Below are 22914 nucleotides of genomic sequence, written 5' to 3'. Positions count from 1 at the left end.
CCGACCGTTACACCACGGCGGTGGTCAGTCGTGATGAGCAGCACAAACGCCCCTGCTCATCGGAGATATCGATTTGCCACACCTGATGGCGCGACCCCACATGTAGCGCGGTACAAACCCCACGCACCCGCCCGCTGCGTACCGAACGAATATGGTTGGCATTCACTTCCAGGCCGACCACTTTCTGTTCCCCTTCGGTACACAGATAGCCCGCGACCGAACCCAGCGTTTCAGCAAGAACCACCGATGCGCCGCCGTGGAGCAGGCCAAATGGCTGATGTGTGCGGTGATCCACCGGCATCGTCGCTTCAATGGCGTTATCGCTGATGGCCACAAAGTGAATATCCAGCAGGCCAACCATGTTCCCCTCGCCCATCGCGTTAAGCTGCGCTAGCGAAGCCTGACGTTTCCAAATCATCCGATAATCTCCAGCAGAGCCTGCAGCGGGTGACGCACTCCGCTGCCTTCGATACGCTTCACCTGACTGCGGCAGGAATAACCGGTAGCCAGACAGCGGCTGCGCGGTAAACGCGCCATCGCCTGCTGCCAGGAAAGCGCGTAAATCGCCAGCGAGTTGGCATGGTTTTTCACTTCATGACCATAGGTACCGGCCATACCGCAGCACCCCGTACTGATGTACTCCATTTTCGCCCCAAAACGGGCAAATATTTCCGCCCACTGTTTGGGCGCGGCCGGTAGCGCCGTCACTTCCGTACAGTGGCCAAACAGATACCAGGGTTCGCCGCTATTGTCCTGACCGGCCGATGGCGCTATCGCCTGGGTCAGCCACTCATGCGCCAGCATCACGCGAAAATCGCCGCGTTTCTCGCCCAGCGTCTGGTTATATTCATCGCGATAGCAGAGCACCAGCGCGGGGTCGACGCCAACCATCGGTATATCCAGCCGCGCTACGCGGTTGAGAAAATCAGCGGTTTTCTGCGCGGTACGCGCAAAGCGCGTCAGGAACCCCTTGATATGCTGCGCTTTACCGTTCGGCGAGAACGGCAACAGCACCGGCTGATAGCCAACTTTTTCAATCAGGCGGACAAAGTCAGCCACCACCTGCGCTTCGTAATAGCTGGTAAACGGATCCTGTACCACCAGCACCCTCTTCGCACGCTGTTCGACGCTCATCGCTTCCAGATCCTCAAGCGTGGTATTGGCGGAACGATGGCCTGCCAGCTGCTGCTTGAGCGACGGCACGGAGAGCAACGGTAGATCGACCATGCCGATGTGTTTTTCCGACAGCTTGCGCATCCACGGCTGATTGATAAAGAAGTTGAATGTTTTCGGCGCCTGGGCCATCAGCGGCGCGTAGGACTCGACCGTCGCGACCAGATGGTCGCGTACCGGACGCAGGTAGCGGCTGTGATAAAGCTGCAGGAAGCGGGAGCGGAATTCCGGCACGTCAATCTTAATCGGACACTGGGTTGAACAGGCCTTACAGGCCAGACAGCCGGACATGGCCTCTTTCACTTCATGTGAGAAATCATATTCGCCTTTACGCGCATGCCAGCTGTTGCGGGTACGCTCGATCAGGGCGCGCAGGCTTACACCTTTCTCCGGGAGTTCTTGCTCCAGTTTGTTCGGGTCTATCCCGCGGTCGGCCAGCAGGCGTAACCATTCGCGCACCAGCGTCGCGCGGCCTTTCGGCGAATGGATGCGCTGATTGCTAACCTTCATTGACGGGCACATCGGGCTTTTTACATCGAAGTTAAAGCATAGACCGTTGCCGTTACACTCCATCGCGCCGCGCCAGGCGCTACGCACGGCGATAGGAATTTGGCGATCGTAGGTGCCGCGTTTCACCGCATCGACTTTCATCATCGGCGCGTCAACGCCTTCAGGCGGGCAAATTTTCCCCGGATTCAATCGGTTATCCGGATCAAAAGCGGCTTTCACTTTGCGCAGTTCGCTATATAACTCCTCGCCAAAGAAGGCCGGACTGTACTCGGCGCGGAAACCTTTACCGTGTTCGCCCCACAGCAGACCGCCATATTTGGCCGTCAACGCCACCACCTCGTCGGAGATCTGCTTCATCAGCACCTCCTGCTGCGGATCGCACATGTCCAACGCCGGACGAACGTGCAGCACGCCGGCGTCGACGTGTCCAAACATGCCGTAGCTCAGACCATGTCCGTCGAGTAAAGCACGAAACTCGGTGATGTAATCCGCCAGATGCTCTGGCGGTACGCAGGTATCTTCAGCAAAAGGAATCGGTTTAGCGGCGCCTTTAGCATTGCCCAGTAGACCTACCGCCTTTTTACGCATGGCATAGATGCGCTCGACGCCATCCAGTTCATGACAGACCTGCCAGCCAATCACCCCGGCGGCGCCCTGCGCCATCAGCTCATCAAGACGCTGACACAGGGTGGTTACCTGGCCATCTATTAATTCAGCATCATCACCGGCAAACTCAACGATATTGAGCCCCAGCATCTCTTTTTCCGGCACATCGGCGATAAGTTCGCTCACCGAGTGCCAGACGATATCTTCGCGCGCCAGATTAAGGACCTTCGAATCGACGGTCTCCACCGACAGCGCCTTTGCCTCAACCATGAAGGGGGCGTTACGCAGCGCCGAATCAAAAGAGTCATACTTGACGTTGACCAACCGGCGTACCTTCGGCAGACGCGTAATATCGAGCCGCGCTTCGGTGATAAATGCCAGCGTGCCTTCGGAGCCGGTCAGAATGCGCGTCAGGTCGAACTCGCTCATCTCATCATTAAAGACATGACGCAGATCGTAGCCGGTCAGGAAGCGGTTCAGTTTCGGGAATTTATCGATGATCAGCTGACGCTGCGCTTTGCAGCGCTGATAGACGGTACGGTAGATACGGCCAATCGCTGACTGCTCGCGCCCCAGCGTTTCCGCCAGCGCGGCGGGAATGGGTAAGGTATCAAGGATATCGCCGCCCATGAGAACCGATCGCACCCCAAGCACATGATCGGAGGTTTTACCGTAGACCAATGACCCCTGTCCGGAGGCATCGGTATTGATCATACCGCCGAGCGTCGCGCGGTTACTGGTCGACAGTTCAGGGGCAAAGAAATAGCCGTAGGGCTTAAGAAACTGGTTAAGCTGGTCTTTGATTACCCCGGCTTCTACCCGCACCCATCCCTCTTCGGGGTTGATTTCGATAATACGGTTCATATAGCGCGACATATCGACGATAATCCCCGCGTTCAGCGCTTGACCATTGGTGCCGGTACCACCGCCGCGTGGGGTAAAAATCAGCGATTTAAAGCGTGGCTCCGCCGCCAGTCGCGCCAGTAAAGCGACGTCTGCGGTGGAACGGGGAAACAGAATGGCGTCCGGCAACAGCTGATAGACGCTGTTATCGGTCGCCATGGTGAGCCGGTCGGCATAGCTGGTGGCGGTATCGCCGGTGAAACCTTGTTGCTCCAGTACTTGCAAAAAATTCAGCACCAGCTGAACGACGCCCGGCGCTTGAGAAATCTGTGGGATCATGACGCTTGACCCTGCCTGAATATGTTGTGTTTAGAAGATGTAATAATGCGCAAATTAAACGTTTGCGTGGCGCACTCAACTTTTTATCACATTTTTTTCATATCCGCCCACGAGATTTACGGGCAAAATCAGGCGCGCGAAATTATTGATATTATTATCTGTACATGGAATTACGCTGCGTCAGCATTGAGACGCGACTGGAAAGGTAAATTTTCTCTATGATTAACCAACATCAGCCCCGGGACATACCGCAAATACTGCTGTCGGTGCTGTTTTTGTCCCTGATAATTATTTCCTGCCTGTGGGTTGTGCAACCATTTATTCTCTCTTTTGCCTGGGCCGGCACCGTGGTCATCGCCACCTGGCCGGTGCTGCTGCGTCTGCAAAAGCTGCTGTTTGGCAAGCGCTCGCTGGCGGTGCTGGTGATGACGCTGCTGCTGTTTTTACTGTTCGTTATTCCTATCGCCTTACTGGTGAATAGCCTGGTCGATAATAGCGCCCCGCTGATCAAAATCGTCAGCACCGGCCAGGTAACGCTGCCGGATTTCGCCTGGCTGAACTCGATTCCGCTGATCGGCGATAAACTCTATTCCGCCTGGCATAGCCTGCTGGAGATGGGCGGCGCGGCGATTATGGCTAAGGTTCGCCCTTATATTGGCGCCACCACCACCTGGTTTGTCGGCCAGGCGGCGCACATTGGTAAACTTCTGGTTTACTGCGGACTGATGCTGTTGTTCAGCGCCCTGCTTTACTGGCGCGGCGAGCGCGTCGCCTATGGTTTCCGCTACTTCGCGACCCGTCTGGCCTCAAAGCGTGGCGATGCTGCGGTGGTCCTCGCCGGACAGGCGGTACGCGCCGTAGCGCTGGGCGTGGTTGTCACCGCGCTGGCTCAGGCGGTGCTCGGCGGTATCGGGCTGGCGATAAGCGGCGTGCCTTACGCCGCGCTGTTGACCGTGGTGATGATTTTCACCTGTCTGGTACAGCTGGGGCCGCTTATCGTGCTGGTCCCTTCAATTATCTGGCTATACTGGACCGGCGATACGACCTGGGGCACGGTGCTGCTGGTGTGGAGCTGCGTGGTGGGTACGATGGATAACGTGATTCGCCCGGTATTGATTCGCATGGGCGCCGACCTGCCGATGATTCTGATCCTCTCCGGCGTTATCGGCGGCCTGATCGCCTTCGGGATGATTGGCCTGTTTATCGGTCCGGTGCTGCTGGCCGTCTCCTGGCGTCTTTACGACGCCTGGGTACAGGAAGTGCCGCCACCGCCGCTAGACCCGGATCTGGTTCTGGCGGAGCTCGCCGAGCTTAATGCCAGCCATAACAAAAGCGAAAAGTAACCGAAAGGCGGGGAAACCCGCCTTAAACTTAAGCTAAGTTTATCAATCCCCCGCCACTTCCGGCATATTCATGTTCCAGCTCGATATTTACCTCTCATATTCTTCACACTGATTTAACTATTGAGAAGAATCCGATCGACGCCAACAGCCCTGATGCCTACTATTAGCCCACGGTTATAGATCAAGATATTGATTTATAAGCATGGAAATCCCCTGAGTGAAACAACGAATTGCTGTGTGTAGTCTTTGCCCATCTCCCACGATGGGCTTTTTTTTACGTCAAAACCAACCATCGCGAAACGTTGCTGAAGGCAAAAAAAATCCCCGGCATCTCTGCCAGGGATTGGGCTATCCGCGTTGAACTTATTTATTCAGTTCAGCCAGACCTAACCAGGTTTGCACCACGGTATCCGGGTTCAGGGACAGGCTATCGATCCCCTCTTCCATCAGCCAGGCGGCAAAGTCTTCGTGGTCGGACGGCCCCTGGCCGCAGATGCCCACGTATTTGCCCTGTTTTTTCGCCGCGCGGATGGCCATCGACAGCAGCGCTTTCACCGCGTCGTTGCGTTCATCAAACAGCTCAGACACGACGCCGGAGTCGCGATCGAGGCCCAGCGCCAGCTGCGTCATGTCGTTCGAGCCAATCGAGAAGCCATCGAAGTACTCGAGGAACTGCTCCGCCAGCAGCGCGTTCGACGGGATTTCGCACATCATAATGATCTTCAACCCGTTCTCGCCGCGCTTCAGTCCCTGACGTTCCAGCTCTTCGACCACCGCTTTCGCCTGCGCCACGGTACGTACGAATGGCACCATCACTTCCACGTTGGTCAGGCCCATGTCGTTACGCACGCGTTTCATGGCTTCACACTCCAGAGCGAAGCAATCGCGGAAGCTTTCTGAAACGTAGCGTCCGGCGCCGCGGAATCCGAGCATCGGGTTCTCTTCTTCCGGCTCGTAACGCTCGCCGCCCACCAGGTTGGCGTACTCGTTAGATTTGAAGTCGGACAAACGCACGATCACCCGTTTCGGGTAGAAGGCGGCGCCAAGGGTAGCGATCCCTTCGGTCAGGCGGCCAACGTAGAACTCTCTCGGTGAGTCGTAGCCTTTCATCAGCTCGCGGATTTCGTTCTGCAGGCCCGGCTCCTGGTCGTCAAACTCCAACAGCGCACGCGGGTGAACGCCAATCATGCGGTTGATGATGAATTCCAGACGCGCCAGGCCCACGCCTTCATTCGGCAGGCAGGCGAAGTCAAAGGCGCGATCCGGGTTGCCGACGTTCATCATCACCTTCAGCGGCAGATTCGGCATCTCGCCAACGCTTGAGCTCTTCACGCTGAAGTCCAGTAGCTCCGCGTAGACATAGCCGGTGTCGCCTTCAGCGCAGGAAACGGTGACATTCTGGTTTTCCTGGATGCGATCGGTCGCATCGCCGCAGCCGACCACCGCCGGGATGCCCAGCTCACGGGCGATAATCGCCGCGTGGCAGGTACGGCCGCCGCGGTTGGTGACGATCGCCGAGGCTTTCTTCATGATCGGTTCCCAATCCGGGTCGGTCATGTCGGTGACCAGCACGTCGCCAGGCTCGATGCGGTTCATCTCACTGATATCGTGGATAACCTTGACCGGGCCGGCGCCGATACGGTGGCCGATAGCTCGCCCTTCGGCAATGATCTGCCCCTGGGCATGCAGCGTATAACGCTCCATCACCTGACCGCGCGAACGGACGGTTTCCGGGCGCGCCTGGACGATAAACAGCTTACCGGTATGGCCATCTTTCGCCCACTCGATATCCATTGGGCGACCGTAGTGCTTCTCGATCTGCACCGCCTGCTTCGCCAGCTCTTCCACTTCCTCGTTGGTTAACGAGAAAACATCGCGCTGCGCCTGCGGCACATCTTCAATGCGCACCTGCTTGCCGTGTTCCTGAGTCGGCGCATAAACCATGCGGATTTTTTTCGACCCCATGGTACGGCGCACGATAGCCGGGCGATTAGCCGCCAGCGTCGGTTTATGGACGTAAAATTCGTCCGGGTTCACCGCGCCCTGCACCACCATCTCGCCGAGCCCCCACGCCGAGGTGATAAACACCACCTGGTCGAAACCGGACTCGGTATCGATGGAGAACATCACACCGGAGGAGGCCAGATCGGAGCGCACCATCCTCTGCACCCCGGCGGATAGCGCCACGCCGCGGTGATCGTAACCCTGATGCACGCGATAGGAGATCGCGCGATCGTTAAACAGTGAAGCGAATACGTGCTTCACGGCAACGAGCACGGCGTCAAAACCCTGCACGTTGAGGAATGTCTCTTGCTGACCGGCGAAGGAAGCATCCGGCATATCTTCCGCCGTCGCGGAAGAGCGCACGGCAAACGAGGCCTCGGCGTCATCGGCGGACAGCAGGTCATAAGCTTCGCGAATCGCGTTTTCCAGTTCGCTCTGGAAGGGGGTGTCGATGATCCACTGACGGATCTGCGCGCCCGCTTTCGCTAATGCGGAAACGTCGTCAATGTCGGTTTCATCCAGCAGTGCATAAATGCGCTGGTTAACACCGCTTTGGTCCAGGAACTGATCGAAAGCATCAGCGGTGGTGGCGAACCCGTTTGGTACGGAGACACCCATACCGGACAGGTTAGTAATCATTTCACCAAGGGAGGCATTTTTGCCCCCAACTCTGTCTACATCATTCATGCCGAGTTGGTTATACCAAAGCACCAGCGGTGACGAGCCATTGTTGGACATCGAGACAATCCTTTTGTGATTTAATACAAATTATAGAAAACACACGATCGACTACGGTATTCATCCTGACATATTTATGCCGCTGAAAAAAACGGTGAATCGTTCAAGCAAATTAATTTTCTGTTTTTCGGATTGTTTTCCAGAATTGTCTAACTCTATGATTAAAATGAACTCTATTGATATTTGATACAAATAATGGGCAAAATCAGAAACTGGACCTGCCATTTCATTAAAAACAAAAATAGCGTTTCATTTTTTTAAGTGAGACAAAGGTTAAAGCTCTGTGCTTAAATTTACTCTGCTTTTAGATAATTATACCGGATGGTCAAAATGGACAGTGCTGTAGATCGCCACGTATTTTATATTTCTGACGGTACCGCTATTACGGCGGAAGTTTTAGGCCATGCGGTAATGTCGCAATTCCCGGTGGCTATCAGTAGCGTAACCCTGCCGTTCGTCGAAAACGTCAGCCGCGCCCGGGCGGTTAAAGAGCAAATCGATGCCATTTTTCAACAAACCGGCATCCGGCCGCTGGTCTTCTATTCCATCGTTATCCCCGAAATTCGCGACATTATTTTGCAAAGCGAGGGGTTTTGTCAGGATATCGTGCAGGCGCTGGTAGCCCCGCTGCAACAAGAGTTACATCTGGATCCCACGCCGGTGGCTCACCGCACCCACGGCCTGAATCCCGGTAACCTGATTAAATACGATGCGCGTATCGCCGCCATCGATTACACGCTTGCCCACGATGATGGCATCTCGCTGCGCAATCTCGATCAGGCGCAGGTGATCCTGCTCGGCGTTTCGCGCTGCGGCAAAACGCCGACCAGCCTGTATCTGGCCATGCAATACGGTATTCGCGCCGCTAACTACCCCTTTATCGCCGACGATATGGACAATCTGGTTCTCCCGGCCTCGTTAAAGCCGCTGCAGCACAAGATGTTCGGCCTGACGATTAACCCGGAGCGACTGGCGGCAATCCGCGAAGAGCGCCGGGAAAATAGCCGCTACGCCTCGTTGCGCCAGTGCCGCATGGAAGTGACCGAAGTCGAAGCGTTGTACCGCAAAAACAAGATCCCCTGCCTCAACAGTACCAACTATTCGGTAGAGGAAATTGCCACCAAAATCATGGATATCATGGGGCTTAATCGCAGGATGTACTAACACACTAGTACATTGTTGAAAATTTGTTTATGCTATCGCTCGTGGCCTATACAGGATCATGCCCTGCTCTTGCAATAAGCAGGGATTGGTTTATCGTGATGCGCATCACTTCCCGGCATTTTCGCCGCGGAAGAAACAGATTTTTGAGACCCCAATGAATAAAACAGACGAATTGCGTACCGCGCGCATTGAAAGCCTGGTAACGCCCGCGGAACTGGCGCAGCGCCATCCCGTGTCGGCTGAGGTTGCCGCCCACGTCTCCGCCTCCCGTCGGCGGATTGAAAAGATCCTCAACGGCGAAGACCGCCGCCTGCTGGTAATTATCGGCCCCTGCTCCATTCACGACCCTGAAGCGGCGCTGGAATATGCGCGCCGCCTGCAGGGCATGCGCGAACGTTACCAGCCGCAGCTGGAAATTGTCATGCGCACCTATTTCGAAAAACCGCGCACCGTCGTGGGCTGGAAAGGTCTTATTTCCGACCCCGATCTCAACGGCAGCTACCGGGTCAATCACGGTATCGAACTGGCGCGTCGTCTGCTGCTGCAGATCAACGAGCTGGGTATCCCAACCGCCACCGAATTCCTGGATATGGTGACCGGGCAGTTTATCGCCGATCTGATTAGCTGGGGCGCCATCGGCGCGCGCACCACCGAAAGCCAAATCCACCGCGAGATGGCCTCGGCGCTCTCCTGCCCGGTTGGTTTTAAAAACGGAACCGACGGCAACACCCGTATCGCGGTCGACGCGATACGCGCCTCGCGCGCCAGCCATATGTTCCTGTCACCGGATAAACAGGGCCAGATGACCATCTACCAGACCAGCGGTAACCCGTACGGCCATATCATTATGCGCGGCGGTAAACGGCCAAATTATCATGCTGCGGATATCGCCGCCGCCGGCGAAGCGCTACGCGAATTCGATCTCCCTGAGCAACTGGTCGTCGACTTCAGCCATGGCAATTGTCAGAAGCAGCATCGCCGTCAACTGGAAGTGTGTGCCAATATCTGCCAGCAGATCCGCGAGGGCTCCACCGCCATTGCCGGGATCATGGCGGAGAGCTTCCTCGCCGAAGGGACGCAAAAAGTGATCCCCGGTCAGCCGCTGATCTGGGGCCAGTCGATTACCGACCCGTGCCTGAGCTGGGAAGATAGCGAAAAAATGCTCGCCGAACTGGCTGCAGCCACCGCTACACGGTTGTGATCCCTTCCCCCGCCGCGCTCGCGGCGGGATTTCACCGCTCGCCGTTCATCCTCTGCGCAATAACTACCTGAAATGGTAAGCCACAACAAAAAAGGCTTGCCGTGAAAATTAACATTACTGATAATGATTATCATTGTTGCTTTTATTTTTATTTTGGTGCTATGACGCGTATGGATAACACTGCCACAGCTGAGAAAACGAAAGACAATGCTCCCTATCCCCTTGCCAGCGATCGCCAAATCAGCAGCCGGACGCTGTTGGGTGCGGAAGGTCGCGTGGTGATCGAACATGACGGCCAGCGCTATCTGCTGCGCCAGACCCACGCCGGTAAGCTAATTTTGACCAAATAAAACCCCGCGCGATGGCGAGGCTTTACGGTTAACTGGAGCAGCTCACTTCCAGATGTTTACCCCAATCAGGCGGGCGGCTGGCATAATCATCTGTACGATCGGCGAACGGCTGCGCGAGGGCTTCATGCAGACGTTCCAGCTCGCCCATGTCGCCATCTTCGGCTTTTTCTATCGCCCGCTGCGCCAGCCAGTTGCGTAGCACCACCGCCGGGTTGACGCCCTGCATCCGCTGCTGGCGTTCGCTATCGTCGATCTGTTCATCGCGCAGCCGCGCCCGGTAGTCGGCAAACCAGCTATCAAAGGCCGCGCGGTCGATAAACTCATCACGCAGCGGCGATGCCGCGCTGTGCTGCTCGCTTTGGCTCAGCATCCGGAAGGTACGAGTGTAGTCACTCCCTTCACGCTCCATCAGGCTGAACAGTCCATCAAGCAGAGTGTTATCACCGGTTTGCTGAGTATAGAAGCCGAGTTTGTCGCGCATGCGGCGGCCGTAGGTGGTCAACAAGGCAGGCTGATAGTCATCCAGCGCCGCGTTCAGCGCGTCGGCGCTGATAAACGGCGAGAGCGACTGGGCCAGACGCTGCAGGTTCCAAAACCCTACCGCCGGTTGGTTATCAAAGCTGTAGCGCCCCTGGTAATCAGAGTGGTTACAGATAAAACCGGGTTGGAAATCATCGAGGAAGCCATACGGACCATAATCCATGGTCAGGCCAAGAATCGACATATTATCGGTATTCATCACACCGTGGGCAAAGCCAACGGTCTGCCAGCAGGCGATCATTTCCGCGGTACGCGTGACAACGTCACGGAACCAAAGAATATACTTATCCGCCTCCTGCTGCAGCTGCGGCCAGTGGTGTTCAATCACATAATCTGCCAGCTGCTGCACTTTTTCCGCTTCGCGTCGATAGTAAAAATGTTCGAAATGGCCAAAGCGGACATGGCTTTCGGCGATGCGCATTAGCATGGTGCCGCGTTCTTCGCGTTCGCGGTAAACCGGCGTGTCGCTGGTCACCATCGCCAGCGCGCGGGTGGTTGGGATCCCCAGCGCATGCATTGCTTCGCTGGCAAGGCTTTCGCGGATAGTCGAGCGCAGTACGGCCCGGCCATCGCCCATTCGCGAATAGGGCGTCAGACCGGCGCCTTTAAGATGCCAGTCAAAACGTTGACCATCCGGCAACTGCTGCTCGCCAAGCAGAATTCCGCGCCCGTCGCCAAGCTGACCTGCCCAGGCGCCGAACTGATGGCCGCTATAGACCTGCGCCAGCGGCGACATTCCCGGCAGCACCGCTTCGCCTCCCCAGACGCCCGCCCCATGTTGCGGATTAAATAACGTCTCCGGGACGCCCAGCGTTTGCGCCAGAGAGGTGTTGCGCCAGATGAGACGCGCGTTATCCAGCGGCGTGGGCGCCAGTGAAGTGTAAAAACCCGGCAGCCGATCGCGCCAGTGAGTAGTAAAAGACAGGGTCATGGTTCCTCCTGGCGCCAGTGTAGTGCCTTCAACAGGGGATTAACACGGGCGAACTGCAGGGTTATGGCAATTAAAAAAGGGAGCTCTCGCTCCCTTTTCTCGCCAGATGCGGGTTAAATGCGCCTCGCCTGCCAGAATTTCTTATTCCAGTAGACGTTGTCCAGCGACGAGCGGGTTACGCCCTGGCTGGTGGAGGCGTGAATAAATTGATTGTCGGTATCATAGATACCGACGTGCAGGCCGCTTTCGCCGGAGCCGGTTTTGAAAAACACCAGGTCGCCGGGCAACAGATCGCTTTTATCAATACGGGTGCCGATTTCCGCCTGCTCGCGAGTTTCCCGCGGCAGCTGCATGGCGAATTTGTCACGGAACGTGCGTACCACAAAGCCCGAGCAGTCGACGCCGCGTGGCGTCATGCCGCCATAGCGGTACGGCGCGCCGCGCCAGTTGCGCAATTGCTCATTGAGATTGGCTACCACGGTAATGGAATCAGCCAGCCGTGGATTCGGCGGCGGCGCGCGGTGGCTGCTACAGCCTGCCAGCACCATCGCCGCAATAAGAATGAACCACACACGCATCTCAGACGATTCCTCTGTTCCCTGTCCTGTTATTGCAATAATTTAGCCTGTTTAGCGGCTTACAGGCAAGATCCTTACCCGCTACTGTGACGCCACGAGCATAAGATGACCCGCGACTTCCACCCGCTGGAAAGCGATATGATAAGCGGCGGTCAAATTCTCTTCACTTAACACCTCGTACGTTTCCCCGCAGGCAATCATCTGCCCCTCACAAATGAGCCACGCCCTCTGCGCATGACGCAATGTATGGTTGAGATCGTGGCTGCTCATCACGATAGCGATCCCCAGCGCGCACAGCGACGCCAGCACGTTATCCAGCGCCGCCTGCTGCGCCACATCAAGGCTGTTCATTGGTTCATCCAATAACAACAGCTGCCCGGCTGGATTCGCGCGCCGGTGAATCTGCAGGATCACCGCCGCCAGACGCACCCGCTGCCACTCGCCGCCGGAGATCTGGTTGACCTGGCGCCCCAGCTTATCGCTTAAGCCCAGTTGCCCGGCAATCTCGTTGAGCAACTCCTGCGGGGCGCTATCCTGCATATGTAACGACAGATAGTGCCACACCGGCATCGCAAAGGGCGGGAGCTGCTGCTGGCTCAGATAGGCGCGATGGCGGGCAAGCTCCGCTGCGGGCCACTGAGCCAGCGCCCGCTGGTTAAGCGTAATCAAACCGGGACCGCTGGTCAGCCCGGCCATGCGCGCCAGCAGGGTACTTTTGCCCGCGCCGTTCGGCCCCACCAGATGGACTATCTCACCGGGCCGCACGTCAGCGGTAAACGGCGACAACCGCCCCGCTTCCGCTACATCCTGTAGCTGCATCAAAAACGGCATTATTGCGCCAGCGCTCCTTTTACCGCAGCCAGCAGTTGCGGATCGTCCGGCGTCATATCCGGCGAGAAACGCTGAATCACCTGGCCATCGCGACCAACGAGGAATTTTTCAAAGTTCCACAGGATGTCATCAACGTACAGCGGTGCGCGCCCTTTACTGGCCATCCGCTCATAAAACCCGCTCCCTTCCGGCGCGACGGCCTTCGGGGCGGCGGCAATCAATTTTTGATACAGCGGCGCGCGATGTTCGCCGTTGACGTCAATTTTACTGAACAGCGGGAAGGTGACGCCGTAGGTCATGCTGCAGAACGTTTTAATCTCTTCTTCGCTGCCCGGCTCCTGGCCGAGAAACTGGTTACAAGGGAAGCCAAGGACGCTAAATCCCTGCGGGGCAAACTCTTCTTGCAGTGCTTCCAGTTGCTCATACTGCGGCGTGAGGCCGCATTTTGAGGCCACGTTGACGATCAGCAGCACCTTTCCGGCGTACGCTGCCAGGGTGGTTTTTTCGCCATCAATGGTCGTCACTTCGGTATTAAGAATGTCGTGTTGCATAGCCTTCCCTCAGTCAATAATGCAGGTTAAGGAGATCCCTATCTACTGTAGCGGATTCAACGCGCTTGATTCTACTTTGATTCGCGGGCAAATGTCGCTTGATGTGACAGCGCTGCGCTTGCCAACGGCAACATGAATTCCTCTCAATATCCGCAGCGGACAAATCAGTGTACAGTGTGAAAAGTATGTAATAGTGTTTCGTTACTTGTTAATTTAAGAGAGTTTTTAGAGATGAAGAAGTTGTTAAGCTCGGTGTTAATCGCCACATCGGTGGCGCTGTTATCCGCCTGCTCTCCGGACGATAACAATAAGGTTAAAGTCGCGATCAATACCGGCCCGGATGAAGCTATCTGGAAAGTCGTAGAGCAGGTAGCAAAAGATAAATATAACCTCGACGTTGAGGTTATCTCTTTCAATGATTACGTCCTGCCGAATGAAGCGTTAAATAATAAGGATGTCGACGCTAACGCTTTCCAGACGCTGCCTTATCTCGAAGCGCAGTCGAAAGAGCGCGGCTATAAATTCGCCATCGTCGGTAAAACATTCGTCTTCCCGATTGCCGCCTATTCGCGCAAAATCAAAAATATCAGCGAACTGCCTGACGGCGCGACCGTCTCTATTTCTAACGAAACCACCACGCTTGGCCGCAGCCTGCTGCTGTTACAGGCGCAAGGATTAATCAAGTTGAAAGACGGCGTAGGCTATCTGCCCACTACGCTGGATATCATTGATAACCCGAAACATCTGAAGATTGTTGAAGTCGATACTCCGCAGCTGACCCGTACGCTCGACGACCCGAACGTAACGCTGGCCATCATCAACACTAATTTCTCGGCGCAGGTCGGTTTATCCGCCGCCCGCGATGGTCTGTTTATGGAAGGCCCGGATTCACCTTATGTCAATGCGATTGTGGCGCGCGAAGATAATAAAGACAGCAAGAAAATTCAGGAGCTGAAAGAGGCTTTCCAGACCAGGGAAGTCGCCGATAAAGCGCAGGAAGTCTATAAAGGCGATGCCATCAAAGGCTGGTAAGCGTCCCCCGACGCCGTCCATGCTGACGGCGTCTCCCTACCCCCGTCGCCCTGAACGCAGCAGCAACCAGATGAACACCGGCGCCCCCAGCGTCGCCGTCACCACGCCGATCGGTAATTCCGCCGCCGATAACGCCAGCCGGGCGATGATATCGGCGCCGAGCAGCGCGCTGGCGCCAGCTAACAGGCAGGCGGGAAGCAGCACCCGATGATCGCTCAGGCCGCACAGGCGCAAAATATGCGGGATCACCAGACCAATAAAGCCAATCGCCCCCGCCAGCGCCACGCTGACGCCGACCAGCCAGCCGGTGGCCACCACCAGTAATTTCCGCCATAGCCACAGCGGCAGGCCGAGTTGACGCGCCGAGACTTCGCCCAACGCCAATAAATTCAGCGGCTGCGACTGCCAGCATACCCACAGCAGCACCGGTAGCAGCGCCAGCATCAGCCACAGCTGCTGCCAGTCGACACCGCCAAAACCGCCCATCATCCAGTACATCAGCTGGCGCAGGTCAAAAGAGGTTGAGAAATAGACCGCCCAGGTCATCAACGCGCTACAAATAATACCGAGCGCGACGCCCGCCAGAAGTAGACGGCTGGTAGACAGGTGACGCCGGGCGAAACGGAGCAGAATAAAGGTAATCAGCAGCGCGCCGGCAATGGCGCACAGCCCCAGCGCCCACATGGGTAACACGCCGTGGCCTAACAGCACGGCGGCAATCAGCCCAACGCCCGCGCCGTTAGAGACGCCCAACAGTCCCGGTTCCGCCAGCGGGTTTTCAAACAGCGCCTGCATGATCGCGCCGGAAAGCGCCAGCGCCGCCCCCACTAACAGCACCGCCAGCGTGCGGGGCAGACGGATTTGCCAGATAAACAGCTCGCCTTTGGCGCTAAACCACTCCTGCGGCGGGATCCATTGGTCGCCGGCGCACAGGCTAATAGTCAATGTGACGAGCAGGATCAGCGTTAAGGCGGTTAGCCAACGACGGTTATGGCGCTGTTGAATATCGGCAAAGGTCTGCATAAGTCCCGGAGGCAAATGAGCGAGGTGATTGATTTTACGGTGACGATGGCGGGGAGAAAAGGAAAAACTCAGAGTCATCACCACGCTGGCGCCAGCGCTCCTCGTGACGCCAGCGTGGGAATGGAATTTACACCAATACCTGGAACAGTAACGCGAAGAGAATGATATTCGCCACCACAATCGCCCAGCCGTTATACAGCATGTATTTCAGGTGGGTAGACTGCGCCAGCCCCATTTGACCAAACATATCCGAAGAGGGGAATGGGCCAAACCAGTCGACCTGCGAAGAGGCCAGTAACACCGCGGTAGTCCCCTGCGGCGGCACGCCGGCGGCCATTAGCATCGGGCCGAAAATTTTGTGGGTGAAGGTCATCTGCGCCACCGCCGCCCCCGGTACGTGGCCAATAATATTGAAAGCGAAGATGCAAAAGCACAGCCAGGCAGGCGAAATACCTTCCAGCAGTGGCTGGGTATAGTCGAGCAGCCCCTGATAGGCATGAAGGCCATCCATCAGCTCCAGGATCGGGTTATACAGCCAGTAGAGGATAAACATCCACACCAGACGGCCACAACCGTGGTACAGCGCCTGCAGGATCTGCGTCGGACGCAGGCAGCCCACCAGCCCGGTAATCAAGGCCACCAGCAGCATCACGATAATCGCAAAGCTGAATCCGGCTTTGATCACCACGCCAATGACCGCCATCACGATAATCGTTGCCGCGAAGGCCAGCGCGCTGAGCTTACGCCGACGCAGTTGCGCAGCGCTCAGTGCTTCTGTTGGCTTCTCCGTGAGATCGACTTCATAGCGTAGTTTTCCTTCGGTCATCTTCTGGATCCGCCCCGCCATCACCCAGCCGGCCAGCAGCGTCACCGCGCTCATCGGCAGCCCCACGTACAGCAGATAATCCGGATAGCTCAATCCGCCGAGGCTCAGGATAGTCACGGTGCTGGGGGTAAACGGCCCGGTAAACAATCCCACGGAGCCGGCGGTCATCATCAGCGCGGCCACCGTCGGCGGAGTCAGGCGTACCGCTGCCGCCACCGGGATGATCACCGCGACAATAATCGCGTTACCACCAGCCATCGTCCCCAGCGAGCCGCAGATTAAAATCGAGGACACCACAATGCCAAACTTCACTCGGGTCTGGCTGGACAGGCCGATGCGGTGAACCACAAATTTCACTAACTCAACCGCGGCGCCGGTACGGGTGGCGACTTCGCCCACCCCGGCGCCAAGCATAATAATCAGCCCGACGGTGGCGATAAATGAACCGGTGGATTTCGCCAGCATGGTGCCCATTTCCGGCAACCCGGTGGAGGTCATAATCATGGCGATAATAATTGAAGAAATCACCGCCAGCACAATATCGACACCGACCAGAGACAGCACCGCTAACGCCACTAATGGCGTAAAGCCCAACAGGCCGAGTTCATTACTCGGGCGGCCATGGCACCACCACGCGGTCAACACAAACAGCACCAATAACAGGCCAATAATAACGTTTTTTCTTGTGATATTTCGTCTGGCGAGCGTATTGCCAGCGAGCGTTGAGTCACTCATATAACTCCTTAAAGCCATTAGAACCGACCGCGATTGCAGGTTGGCGTATTCGGGCCTGCTCAGAAAATATCCCCCCTCGTTATCATTATTGGCTTCATGGCCTGAGGGTTTGTAGGGTACAAAGGGAATGGTTCTGAGAACGTAAAAGACCGCCTGAAGACGGTACCAGCAGCACAATATGTAACCGGAGCGCTGATTGGCGATTAAATTTATGTTAATTTAGTGTTAGTAGAAAATGACTTTTTATCGGCAAGCTATAACCCTGAGTTAACTGTTCATGAAACTGCGCCATCTGGAAATCTTCTACGCCGTAATGACTTGCGGCTCTCTTTCACGTGCGGCGGAATCGCTGAATATCTCCCAGCCGGCCGCCAGTAAAGCGTTAAAAAACGCCGAGCTTAAGCTCGGTTTTAAGCTGTTTCAGCGGGTACGGGGTAAGCTGCTGCCAAGTAGCGAAGCGCTCACACTTTTTGAAAAAGCGCAGAGCATTTATCAGGATCTCGATAACCTGCGCCTGCTGGCGGATAATCTGGCCCGCGATCCGCGCGCCAAGATCACCTTAGGCTGTTTACCAAGCCTCGGATTAAGCCTGGTGCCGGAGCTGGTGACCGATTTTTATCAACAAAACAGTAATCTGGTGATGACCTTAACCACCGAGCATACTGAGACGCTGGTCAAGAAATTGGATCTGCGCGAAATAGATTTAGCGCTGACGCTGCAGCCGGTCCAGCAGGGGGAGATCATCACCACCCTGATTGCCGAAGTGCCGCTGGTCTATATCGACCGCGACTACCGACAAGGCGCGGTGGACATCAAAGAGATCGATCAGCAGCGCTGGATCTCGCCGGGGCCGCATTCGCTCTCTGCCGCCATCGCCACCCGCCGTGATTTTTCCACTACCCGGCTTAATGTACAGACCTACTACATGGCCACCGAGTTCGTGAAGCGCGGTATCGGCTGCAGCATCACCGATATCTTCTCGGCGCGGCATAATCTGTCGCCGGAGATGATTCACCCGATTACGCCGCCAATGAAAATCAACCTTTGCCTGCTGCGTCGCGCCGATGTTTCGCTCAGCCCAATCACCCAGAAATTTGTCGATTTTCTGTGTAAACAGCTGCGTCAACAGCTCAAAGAAATTAACCTGCAGTTATACCCTGACCATAAAAAGTCAATTGCGCCGCTGGGGTAAATGCTTTGACATAACCGCAAGATATTTATCAGCGGTGGATATATCAGGTTATGAAAAAACGCATTGTGATTATCGGCGGCGGCGTGGTAGGGCTGGCCACCGCCTGGGTATTAATTAAGAGCGGACACCAGGTGCAGCTACTGGAGCGCAACGCCGAGCCGGGCAGCGCCACAAGTTTCGCCAACGGCGGGCAATTAAGCTACCGCTACGTGGCGCCGCTTGCCGACCGTGGCGTCCCCCTGCAGGGGATTAAATGGATGGGCAAAGCCGATTCACCGCTGAATATGCGCCTGCAAATGTCTTTCCAGCAGTGGCGCTGGCTGTTGCAGTTCCTGCGCGCCTGCAATAGCCAAAGCAACAAAATTAACGGCGATCATATTTTGCGTTTATCACTGCTCAGCCGTCAGGTTATGCAGTCGTGGCTTGATGAAGATAATCTTGCTGATTTTCACTGGCGGCGTAGCGGTAAACTCATTATCCATCGCCGGGAGTACGACTTTCATAAAGCGGCAAAAGGGATTAATCCCCAGTATCAGCATGCCCTGAGTGCCGAAGCCTGCCTGCAGCTGGAACCGGCGCTGAAACACATCAGCCATTCGCTACAAGGCGGGATTTATTCACCGGGAGATGAAACGGCAGACTGCCATAAATTCTGCCTCGCCCTGCTCGACAAACTCAATGCCAGCAGCAACTTCAGCCTACTCACCCACTGCGAGGTGCTGCGGCTCAATAAGCGCGACGGGCGTATCAGTTCGCTTGAGACCAGCCGCGGTACAATAACCGGCGATGATTATGTCGTCGCCGCCGGCAACGGTAGCGGCTCACTGCTGGGTCACCTGGGCGTTCGCGTGCCGCTGTGCGCGCTGAAGGGATACAGCCTGACCCTTCCCTACCCTAAAGAGGCCGGGATCGCGCCGGATATCAGCGTGACTGACTACGGACACAAAATCGTTTACGCCCGCCTGGGCGATCGGTTACGCATCGCGGCGATGGTGGATATCGGCTACGACGGTGAAGAAATACGGGATAGCCGCGTTCAGGCGCTGAAAAATATCGTCGCGAACAGCTTCCCCGATCTGCAGGGGCTGGATGAGGCTGAAGCCTGGACCGGTATGCGCCCGTCGACGCCAGCGGGCCCACCGATGCTGGGGCGCGCCGGATACCAGAATCTGTGGATGAATCTCGGCCAGGGTAGCCTTGGTTTTACGCTCGCGGCCGGCAGCGCCGTGATACTGGGAGCACTCCTCGATGGCGAAGCGCCGGCAATTTCTTTAGATGGTCTGACATGGAAACAATCCGCATGACAATTATTCGTAATAACCCGCAACCCCGACTTTCCGCCAGCGTCGAGTACGGCAACCTGGTGTTTCTCTCCGGCCAAACGCCGAAAAGCAGCGCTGATGATATTGCGCTGCAAACCCGCGAAGTACTGGAGAAGATCGACGCCCTGCTGGTCGCCGCCGGTAGCGACAAGCAGCACATCCTTTCCGCACAGATCTGGCTTAAAGATATCTCACGCGATTTTGCCGCGTTTAATGAGGTCTGGGTGGCGTGGATGCCGGAAGGCCATAGCCCGGCGCGGGCGGCCGTTCAGGCCGAGATGGCGCGGCCCGACATCCTGGTGGAAATCATGGTCACCGCCGTAAAAGCGTAAGATAAAACAGGTAAGAAAAAAGGCCGCATAGCGGCCTTTTTAATTAGTCAGTCCAGATTATTTCTCTCTGGGTGAAGCGTTTTCGACACGGCTTTTTAACTTCTGTCCGGGTCTGAAGGTCACCACACGCCGGGCTGTAATGGGAATATCTTCCCCCGTTTTCGGGTTACGTCCCGGGCGTTGGTTCTTATCACGCAAATCGAAGTTGCCAAACCCGGAGAGTTTTACCTGTTCTCCGTTTTCCAGAGCACGACGGATCTCTTCGAAAAACAACTCTACCAGTTCTTTGGCATCCCGCTTGCTAAGCCCAAGCTTATCAAACAGATATTCTGACATTTCAGCTTTTGTAAGCGCCATAGGTTCAATCCCTCAATGATGCCTGGAATCGCTCTCTTAATGCCTCTACACATTTGGCAACGGTAGCGGCAATCTCCTCTTCTTCGAGTGTACGGCTGGTATCCTGAAGGATCAGGCTAATCGCAAGGCTCTTAAAGCCCTCCGCCACACCCTTACCACGGTACACGTCAAATAAGTTTACGCCAACTACCTGATTTACGCCAACTTTCTTACATTCGGCCAAAACATCGGCTGCAGGGACGTTTTCCGCGACCAGTACCGCGATATCGCGACGGTTCGCCGGGAAGCGAGAAATTTCGCGCGCCTGAGGCACCACGCGGTCTGCAAGCTTGTTCCACTCGATTTCGAACACCAGAGTGCGGCCGTTAAGATCCAGTTTACGTTCCAGTTCCGGATGAACAACCCCAATGAAACCAATGCGTTCACCTTTCAGATAAATCGCCGCGGATTGTCCCGGATGCAGTGCGGTAGCCGCTTCTGCGCGGAATTCGATATCGGCTAATTTACCGGTCAGATCAAGAACAGATTCCAGATCGCCTTTTAAATCATAGAAATCGACGGTTTCTTTTTCCAGGTTCCAGTGTTCTTCGTAGCGGTTACCGCTAATCACCCCGGCCAGCATCACATCCTGACGAATGCCCAGCGGTGCCTGCGTATCCGGCACGAAGCGCAGACCGCTCTCAAAGATGCGCACGCGGCTCTGTTGACGGTTCTGGTTGTAGACGACGGTGCCCAACAGGCCGGTCCACAGCGACAGGCGCATCGCCGACATTTCGCTGGAGATCGGGCTTGGCAGAATCAGCGCCTCTTCACCGGCATGGATTAGCTGCTGTACTTTCGGGTCAACGAAGCTGTAGGTAATCACTTCCTGATAACCTTTGTCGTTCAGCAGCGTTTTCACGCGCTTCAGCGACAGGTCCGCTTCACGGTGGGTTCCCATGATGAGACCCGCCTGTACCGGCTCGTCAGGAATGTTGTTGTAGCCGTAGACGCGGGCCACTTCTTCAACCAGATCTTCTTCGATCTCCATATCGAAACGCCAGCTTGGCGCAACGGCCTGCCACTGGTCCTGACCAACGGTCACTTCGCAACCCAGGCGCTGCAGAATGTCGCTAACCTGCGCGTCATCGATATGATGGCCAATCAGGCGATCCAGCTTGCTGCGGCGCAGGGTGATGGTGGCGCGTTTTGGCAGCGTCTCTTCGTTGGTTACATCGATAATCGGGCCAGCTTCACCGCCGCACAGGTCGATCAGCAGACGGGTCGCACGCTCCAGCGCTTTATACTGCAGGGCTGGATCGACGCCGCGCTCGTAGCGATGGGATGCATCGGTGTGCAGGCCATGACGGCGCGCGCGACCGGTGATAGACAGCGGGCTGAAGAACGCGCATTCCAACAGCACGTTCTGGGTTTCATCGTTAACGCCGGAATGTTTGCCGCCGAAGATACCACCCATCGCCAGCGCTTTCTTGTGGTCAGCAATAACCAGCGTATCGCTATCGAGCTTAGCTTCAGAGCCGTCCAGCAGCACCAGCGTTTCGCCCTCTTTCGCCATCCGCACCACGATACCGCCTTCAATGCGGTCGCGGTCAAAGGCATGCATCGGCTGGCCCAGTTCAAGCAGCACGTAGTTGGTCACGTCAACCACCGCATCAATAGAACGGATACCGCAGCGGCGCAGTTTCTCTTTCATCCACAGCGGGGTCGGCGCTTTGACGTTGATGCCTTTCACCACGCGGCCCAGATAACGCGGGCACGCCTGCGGCGCCTCAACCTGAATCGGCAGCACGTCGTCAATGGTCGCGGCAACCGGAGTGATTTCCGGCGCGTTCAGCGGCGCTTTGTTCAGCACAGCGACATCGCGCGCCACGCCGATAATACCCAGGCAGTCGGCGCGGTTTGGCGTAACGCTGATTTCGATGGTGTTGTCGTCAAGCTTGAGGTATTCGCGAATGTCGGTACCAATCGGCGCATCGGCCGGCAGTTCGATGATACCGCTATGATCGTCGGAAATACCCAGCTCGGAGAAAGAGCACAGCATCCCTTCTGACGGTTCACCGCGCAATTTCGCCGCTTTAATTTTAAAATCGCCCGGCAGTACGGCGCCAATGGTCGCGACGGCCACCTTCAGGCCCTGACGGCAGTTTGGCGCGCCGCAGACGATGTCCAGCAGACGCTCGCCGCCAACATTGACTTTAGTAACGCGCAGTTTGTCAGCATTCGGATGCTGGCCGCACTCGACCACTTCACCGACGACCACGCCGTTGAAGCTACCGGCCACCGGCTCAACGCCGTCAACTTCCAGGCCCGCCATCGTAATCTGATCGGACAGCGCTTCGCTGTCGATCGCCGGGTTAACCCATTCGCGTAACCACAGTTCACTGAATTTCATT

At 56.3% G+C, this 22914-nt stretch carries 20 protein-coding genes and 1 other RNA gene; 10 read left to right on the top strand and 11 right to left on the bottom strand.

What is annotated here, in order from left to right; translation table 11 throughout:
• Window positions 1-7: 7 nt before the first annotated feature.
• Together menI and ABLU86_RS22780 are read right to left on the bottom strand one after the other, a co-directional pair.
• Window positions 8-418: a 1,4-dihydroxy-2-naphthoyl-CoA hydrolase gene (menI, locus tag ABLU86_RS22785; protein WP_015367022.1), complete on the bottom strand. Its 411-nt coding sequence runs from the start codon at window positions 416-418 to the stop codon at window positions 8-10.
• Window positions 415-3471: an FAD-binding and (Fe-S)-binding domain-containing protein gene (locus tag ABLU86_RS22780; protein WP_047079750.1), complete on the bottom strand. Its 3057-nt coding sequence runs from the start codon at window positions 3469-3471 to the stop codon at window positions 415-417. The genes menI and ABLU86_RS22780 overlap by 4 nt, the downstream gene beginning before the upstream one ends.
• Before the next feature lie 218 nt (window positions 3472-3689).
• Here ABLU86_RS22780 and ydiK point away from each other — a divergent pair, with 218 nt between their 5' ends.
• Both ydiK and rprA read left to right on the top strand, forming a co-directional pair.
• Entirely contained in the window at window positions 3690-4814 is a 1125-nt protein-coding gene (ydiK, locus tag ABLU86_RS22775) for an AI-2E family transporter YdiK (RefSeq protein ID WP_015367025.1), read from the top strand.
• 170 nt (window positions 4815-4984) lie between these two features.
• Window positions 4985-5092: antisense sRNA RprA (rprA, locus tag ABLU86_RS22770), an RNA gene on the top strand.
• An 85-nt stretch (window positions 5093-5177) separates the two neighbouring features.
• Here the strand turns inward: rprA and ppsA are convergent.
• Entirely contained in the window at window positions 5178-7556 is a 2379-nt protein-coding gene (ppsA, locus tag ABLU86_RS22765) for a phosphoenolpyruvate synthase (protein ID WP_015367026.1), read from the bottom strand.
• Between the two features lie 76 nt (window positions 7557-7632).
• Between ppsA and ABLU86_RS22760 the strand changes: the two genes are divergently transcribed.
• From ABLU86_RS22760 to hemP, 4 genes are all read left to right on the top strand, one after another.
• Complete coding sequence (locus ABLU86_RS22760) at window positions 7633-7743, top strand: hypothetical protein (protein ID WP_015705123.1); 111 nt, start codon at window positions 7633-7635, stop codon at window positions 7741-7743.
• A 143-nt stretch (window positions 7744-7886) separates the two neighbouring features.
• Window positions 7887-8720, top strand: coding sequence for a pyruvate, water dikinase regulatory protein (locus tag ABLU86_RS22755; RefSeq protein WP_015367027.1), 834 nt, complete (start codon window positions 7887-7889; stop codon window positions 8718-8720).
• Between the two features lie 154 nt (window positions 8721-8874).
• Entirely contained in the window at window positions 8875-9921 is a 1047-nt protein-coding gene (locus tag ABLU86_RS22750; RefSeq protein ID WP_015705122.1) for a 3-deoxy-7-phosphoheptulonate synthase, read from the top strand.
• 170 nt (window positions 9922-10091) lie between these two features.
• On the top strand, window positions 10092-10271 hold the full coding sequence (hemP, locus tag ABLU86_RS22745; protein ID WP_026612342.1) for a hemin uptake protein HemP: 180 nt from the start codon (window positions 10092-10094) through the stop codon (window positions 10269-10271).
• 28 nt (window positions 10272-10299) lie between these two features.
• Here the strand turns inward: hemP and selO are convergent, their stop codons facing one another.
• The 4 genes from selO to ABLU86_RS22725 form a co-directional block, all read right to left on the bottom strand.
• Window positions 10300-11742 (bottom strand): protein adenylyltransferase SelO, encoded by a 1443-nt coding sequence (gene selO, locus ABLU86_RS22740; protein ID WP_348796400.1) that lies wholly within the window; start codon window positions 11740-11742, stop codon window positions 10300-10302.
• 113 nt (window positions 11743-11855) lie between these two features.
• Window positions 11856-12320, bottom strand: a complete 465-nt coding sequence (locus tag ABLU86_RS22735; RefSeq protein WP_015367031.1) for an NlpC/P60 family protein — start codon at window positions 12318-12320, stop codon at window positions 11856-11858.
• Window positions 12321-12401: 81 nt separating this feature from the next.
• A complete protein-coding gene (btuD, locus tag ABLU86_RS22730) occupies window positions 12402-13151 on the bottom strand; it encodes a vitamin B12 ABC transporter ATP-binding protein BtuD (RefSeq protein ID WP_020079093.1) in 750 nt (249 codons plus the stop codon).
• Window positions 13151-13702 (bottom strand): glutathione peroxidase, encoded by a 552-nt coding sequence (locus tag ABLU86_RS22725; protein WP_015367033.1) that lies wholly within the window; start codon window positions 13700-13702, stop codon window positions 13151-13153. Before ABLU86_RS22725 ends, btuD begins: the two co-directional genes overlap by 1 nt.
• Window positions 13703-13933: 231 nt before the next feature.
• Between ABLU86_RS22725 and ABLU86_RS22720 the strand changes: the two genes are divergently transcribed.
• Window positions 13934-14734 carry a MetQ/NlpA family lipoprotein gene (locus tag ABLU86_RS22720; RefSeq protein ID WP_015367035.1) on the top strand — a complete coding sequence of 267 codons (801 nt, stop codon included), beginning with the start codon at window positions 13934-13936 and terminating at the stop codon, window positions 14732-14734.
• A 36-nt stretch (window positions 14735-14770) separates the two neighbouring features.
• Here ABLU86_RS22720 and btuC read toward each other — a convergent pair whose 3' ends face one another.
• Entirely contained in the window at window positions 14771-15757 is a 987-nt protein-coding gene (gene btuC / locus ABLU86_RS22715) for a vitamin B12 ABC transporter permease BtuC (protein WP_015367036.1), read from the bottom strand.
• Between the two features lie 127 nt (window positions 15758-15884).
• The gene (locus ABLU86_RS22710) at window positions 15885-17318 is read right to left on the bottom strand and encodes a gluconate:proton symporter (protein ID WP_348796399.1); all 1434 of its coding nucleotides are present in this window, start codon (window positions 17316-17318) and stop codon (window positions 15885-15887) included.
• Window positions 17319-17595: 277 nt separating this feature from the next.
• Between ABLU86_RS22710 and ABLU86_RS22705 the strand changes: the two genes are divergently transcribed.
• The 3 genes from ABLU86_RS22705 to ABLU86_RS22695 are packed head-to-tail and all read left to right on the top strand — an operon-like array spanning window position 17596 to window position 20164.
• The gene (locus ABLU86_RS22705; protein WP_015705115.1) at window positions 17596-18510 is read left to right on the top strand and encodes a LysR family transcriptional regulator; all 915 of its coding nucleotides are present in this window, start codon (window positions 17596-17598) and stop codon (window positions 18508-18510) included.
• Between the two features lie 38 nt (window positions 18511-18548).
• The gene (locus tag ABLU86_RS22700; protein WP_323133949.1) at window positions 18549-19814 is read left to right on the top strand and encodes a D-amino acid dehydrogenase; all 1266 of its coding nucleotides are present in this window, start codon (window positions 18549-18551) and stop codon (window positions 19812-19814) included.
• Window positions 19811-20164 carry a RidA family protein gene (locus ABLU86_RS22695; RefSeq protein WP_026612343.1) on the top strand — a complete coding sequence of 118 codons (354 nt, stop codon included), beginning with the start codon at window positions 19811-19813 and terminating at the stop codon, window positions 20162-20164. Before ABLU86_RS22700 ends, ABLU86_RS22695 begins: the two co-directional genes overlap by 4 nt.
• 57 nt (window positions 20165-20221) lie before the next feature.
• Here ABLU86_RS22695 and ihfA read toward each other — a convergent pair whose 3' ends face one another.
• Window positions 20222-20521 carry an integration host factor subunit alpha gene (gene ihfA / locus ABLU86_RS22690; protein WP_015367042.1) on the bottom strand — a complete coding sequence of 100 codons (300 nt, stop codon included), beginning with the start codon at window positions 20519-20521 and terminating at the stop codon, window positions 20222-20224.
• A gap of 4 nt (window positions 20522-20525) precedes the next feature.
• Complete coding sequence (pheT, locus tag ABLU86_RS22685; RefSeq protein ID WP_348796398.1) at window positions 20526-22913, bottom strand: phenylalanine--tRNA ligase subunit beta; 2388 nt, start codon at window positions 22911-22913, stop codon at window positions 20526-20528.
• Between the last annotated feature and the right edge of the window lies 1 nt (window position 22914).

It is taken from the genome of Klebsiella sp. JN_Kp121 (assembly GCF_040062145.1).
Lineage (GTDB): Bacteria > Pseudomonadota > Gammaproteobacteria > Enterobacterales > Enterobacteriaceae > Klebsiella > Klebsiella aerogenes.
Note: the sequence above shows the minus strand (reverse complement) of the source record. Positions and strands in the feature narration are given on the sequence as shown.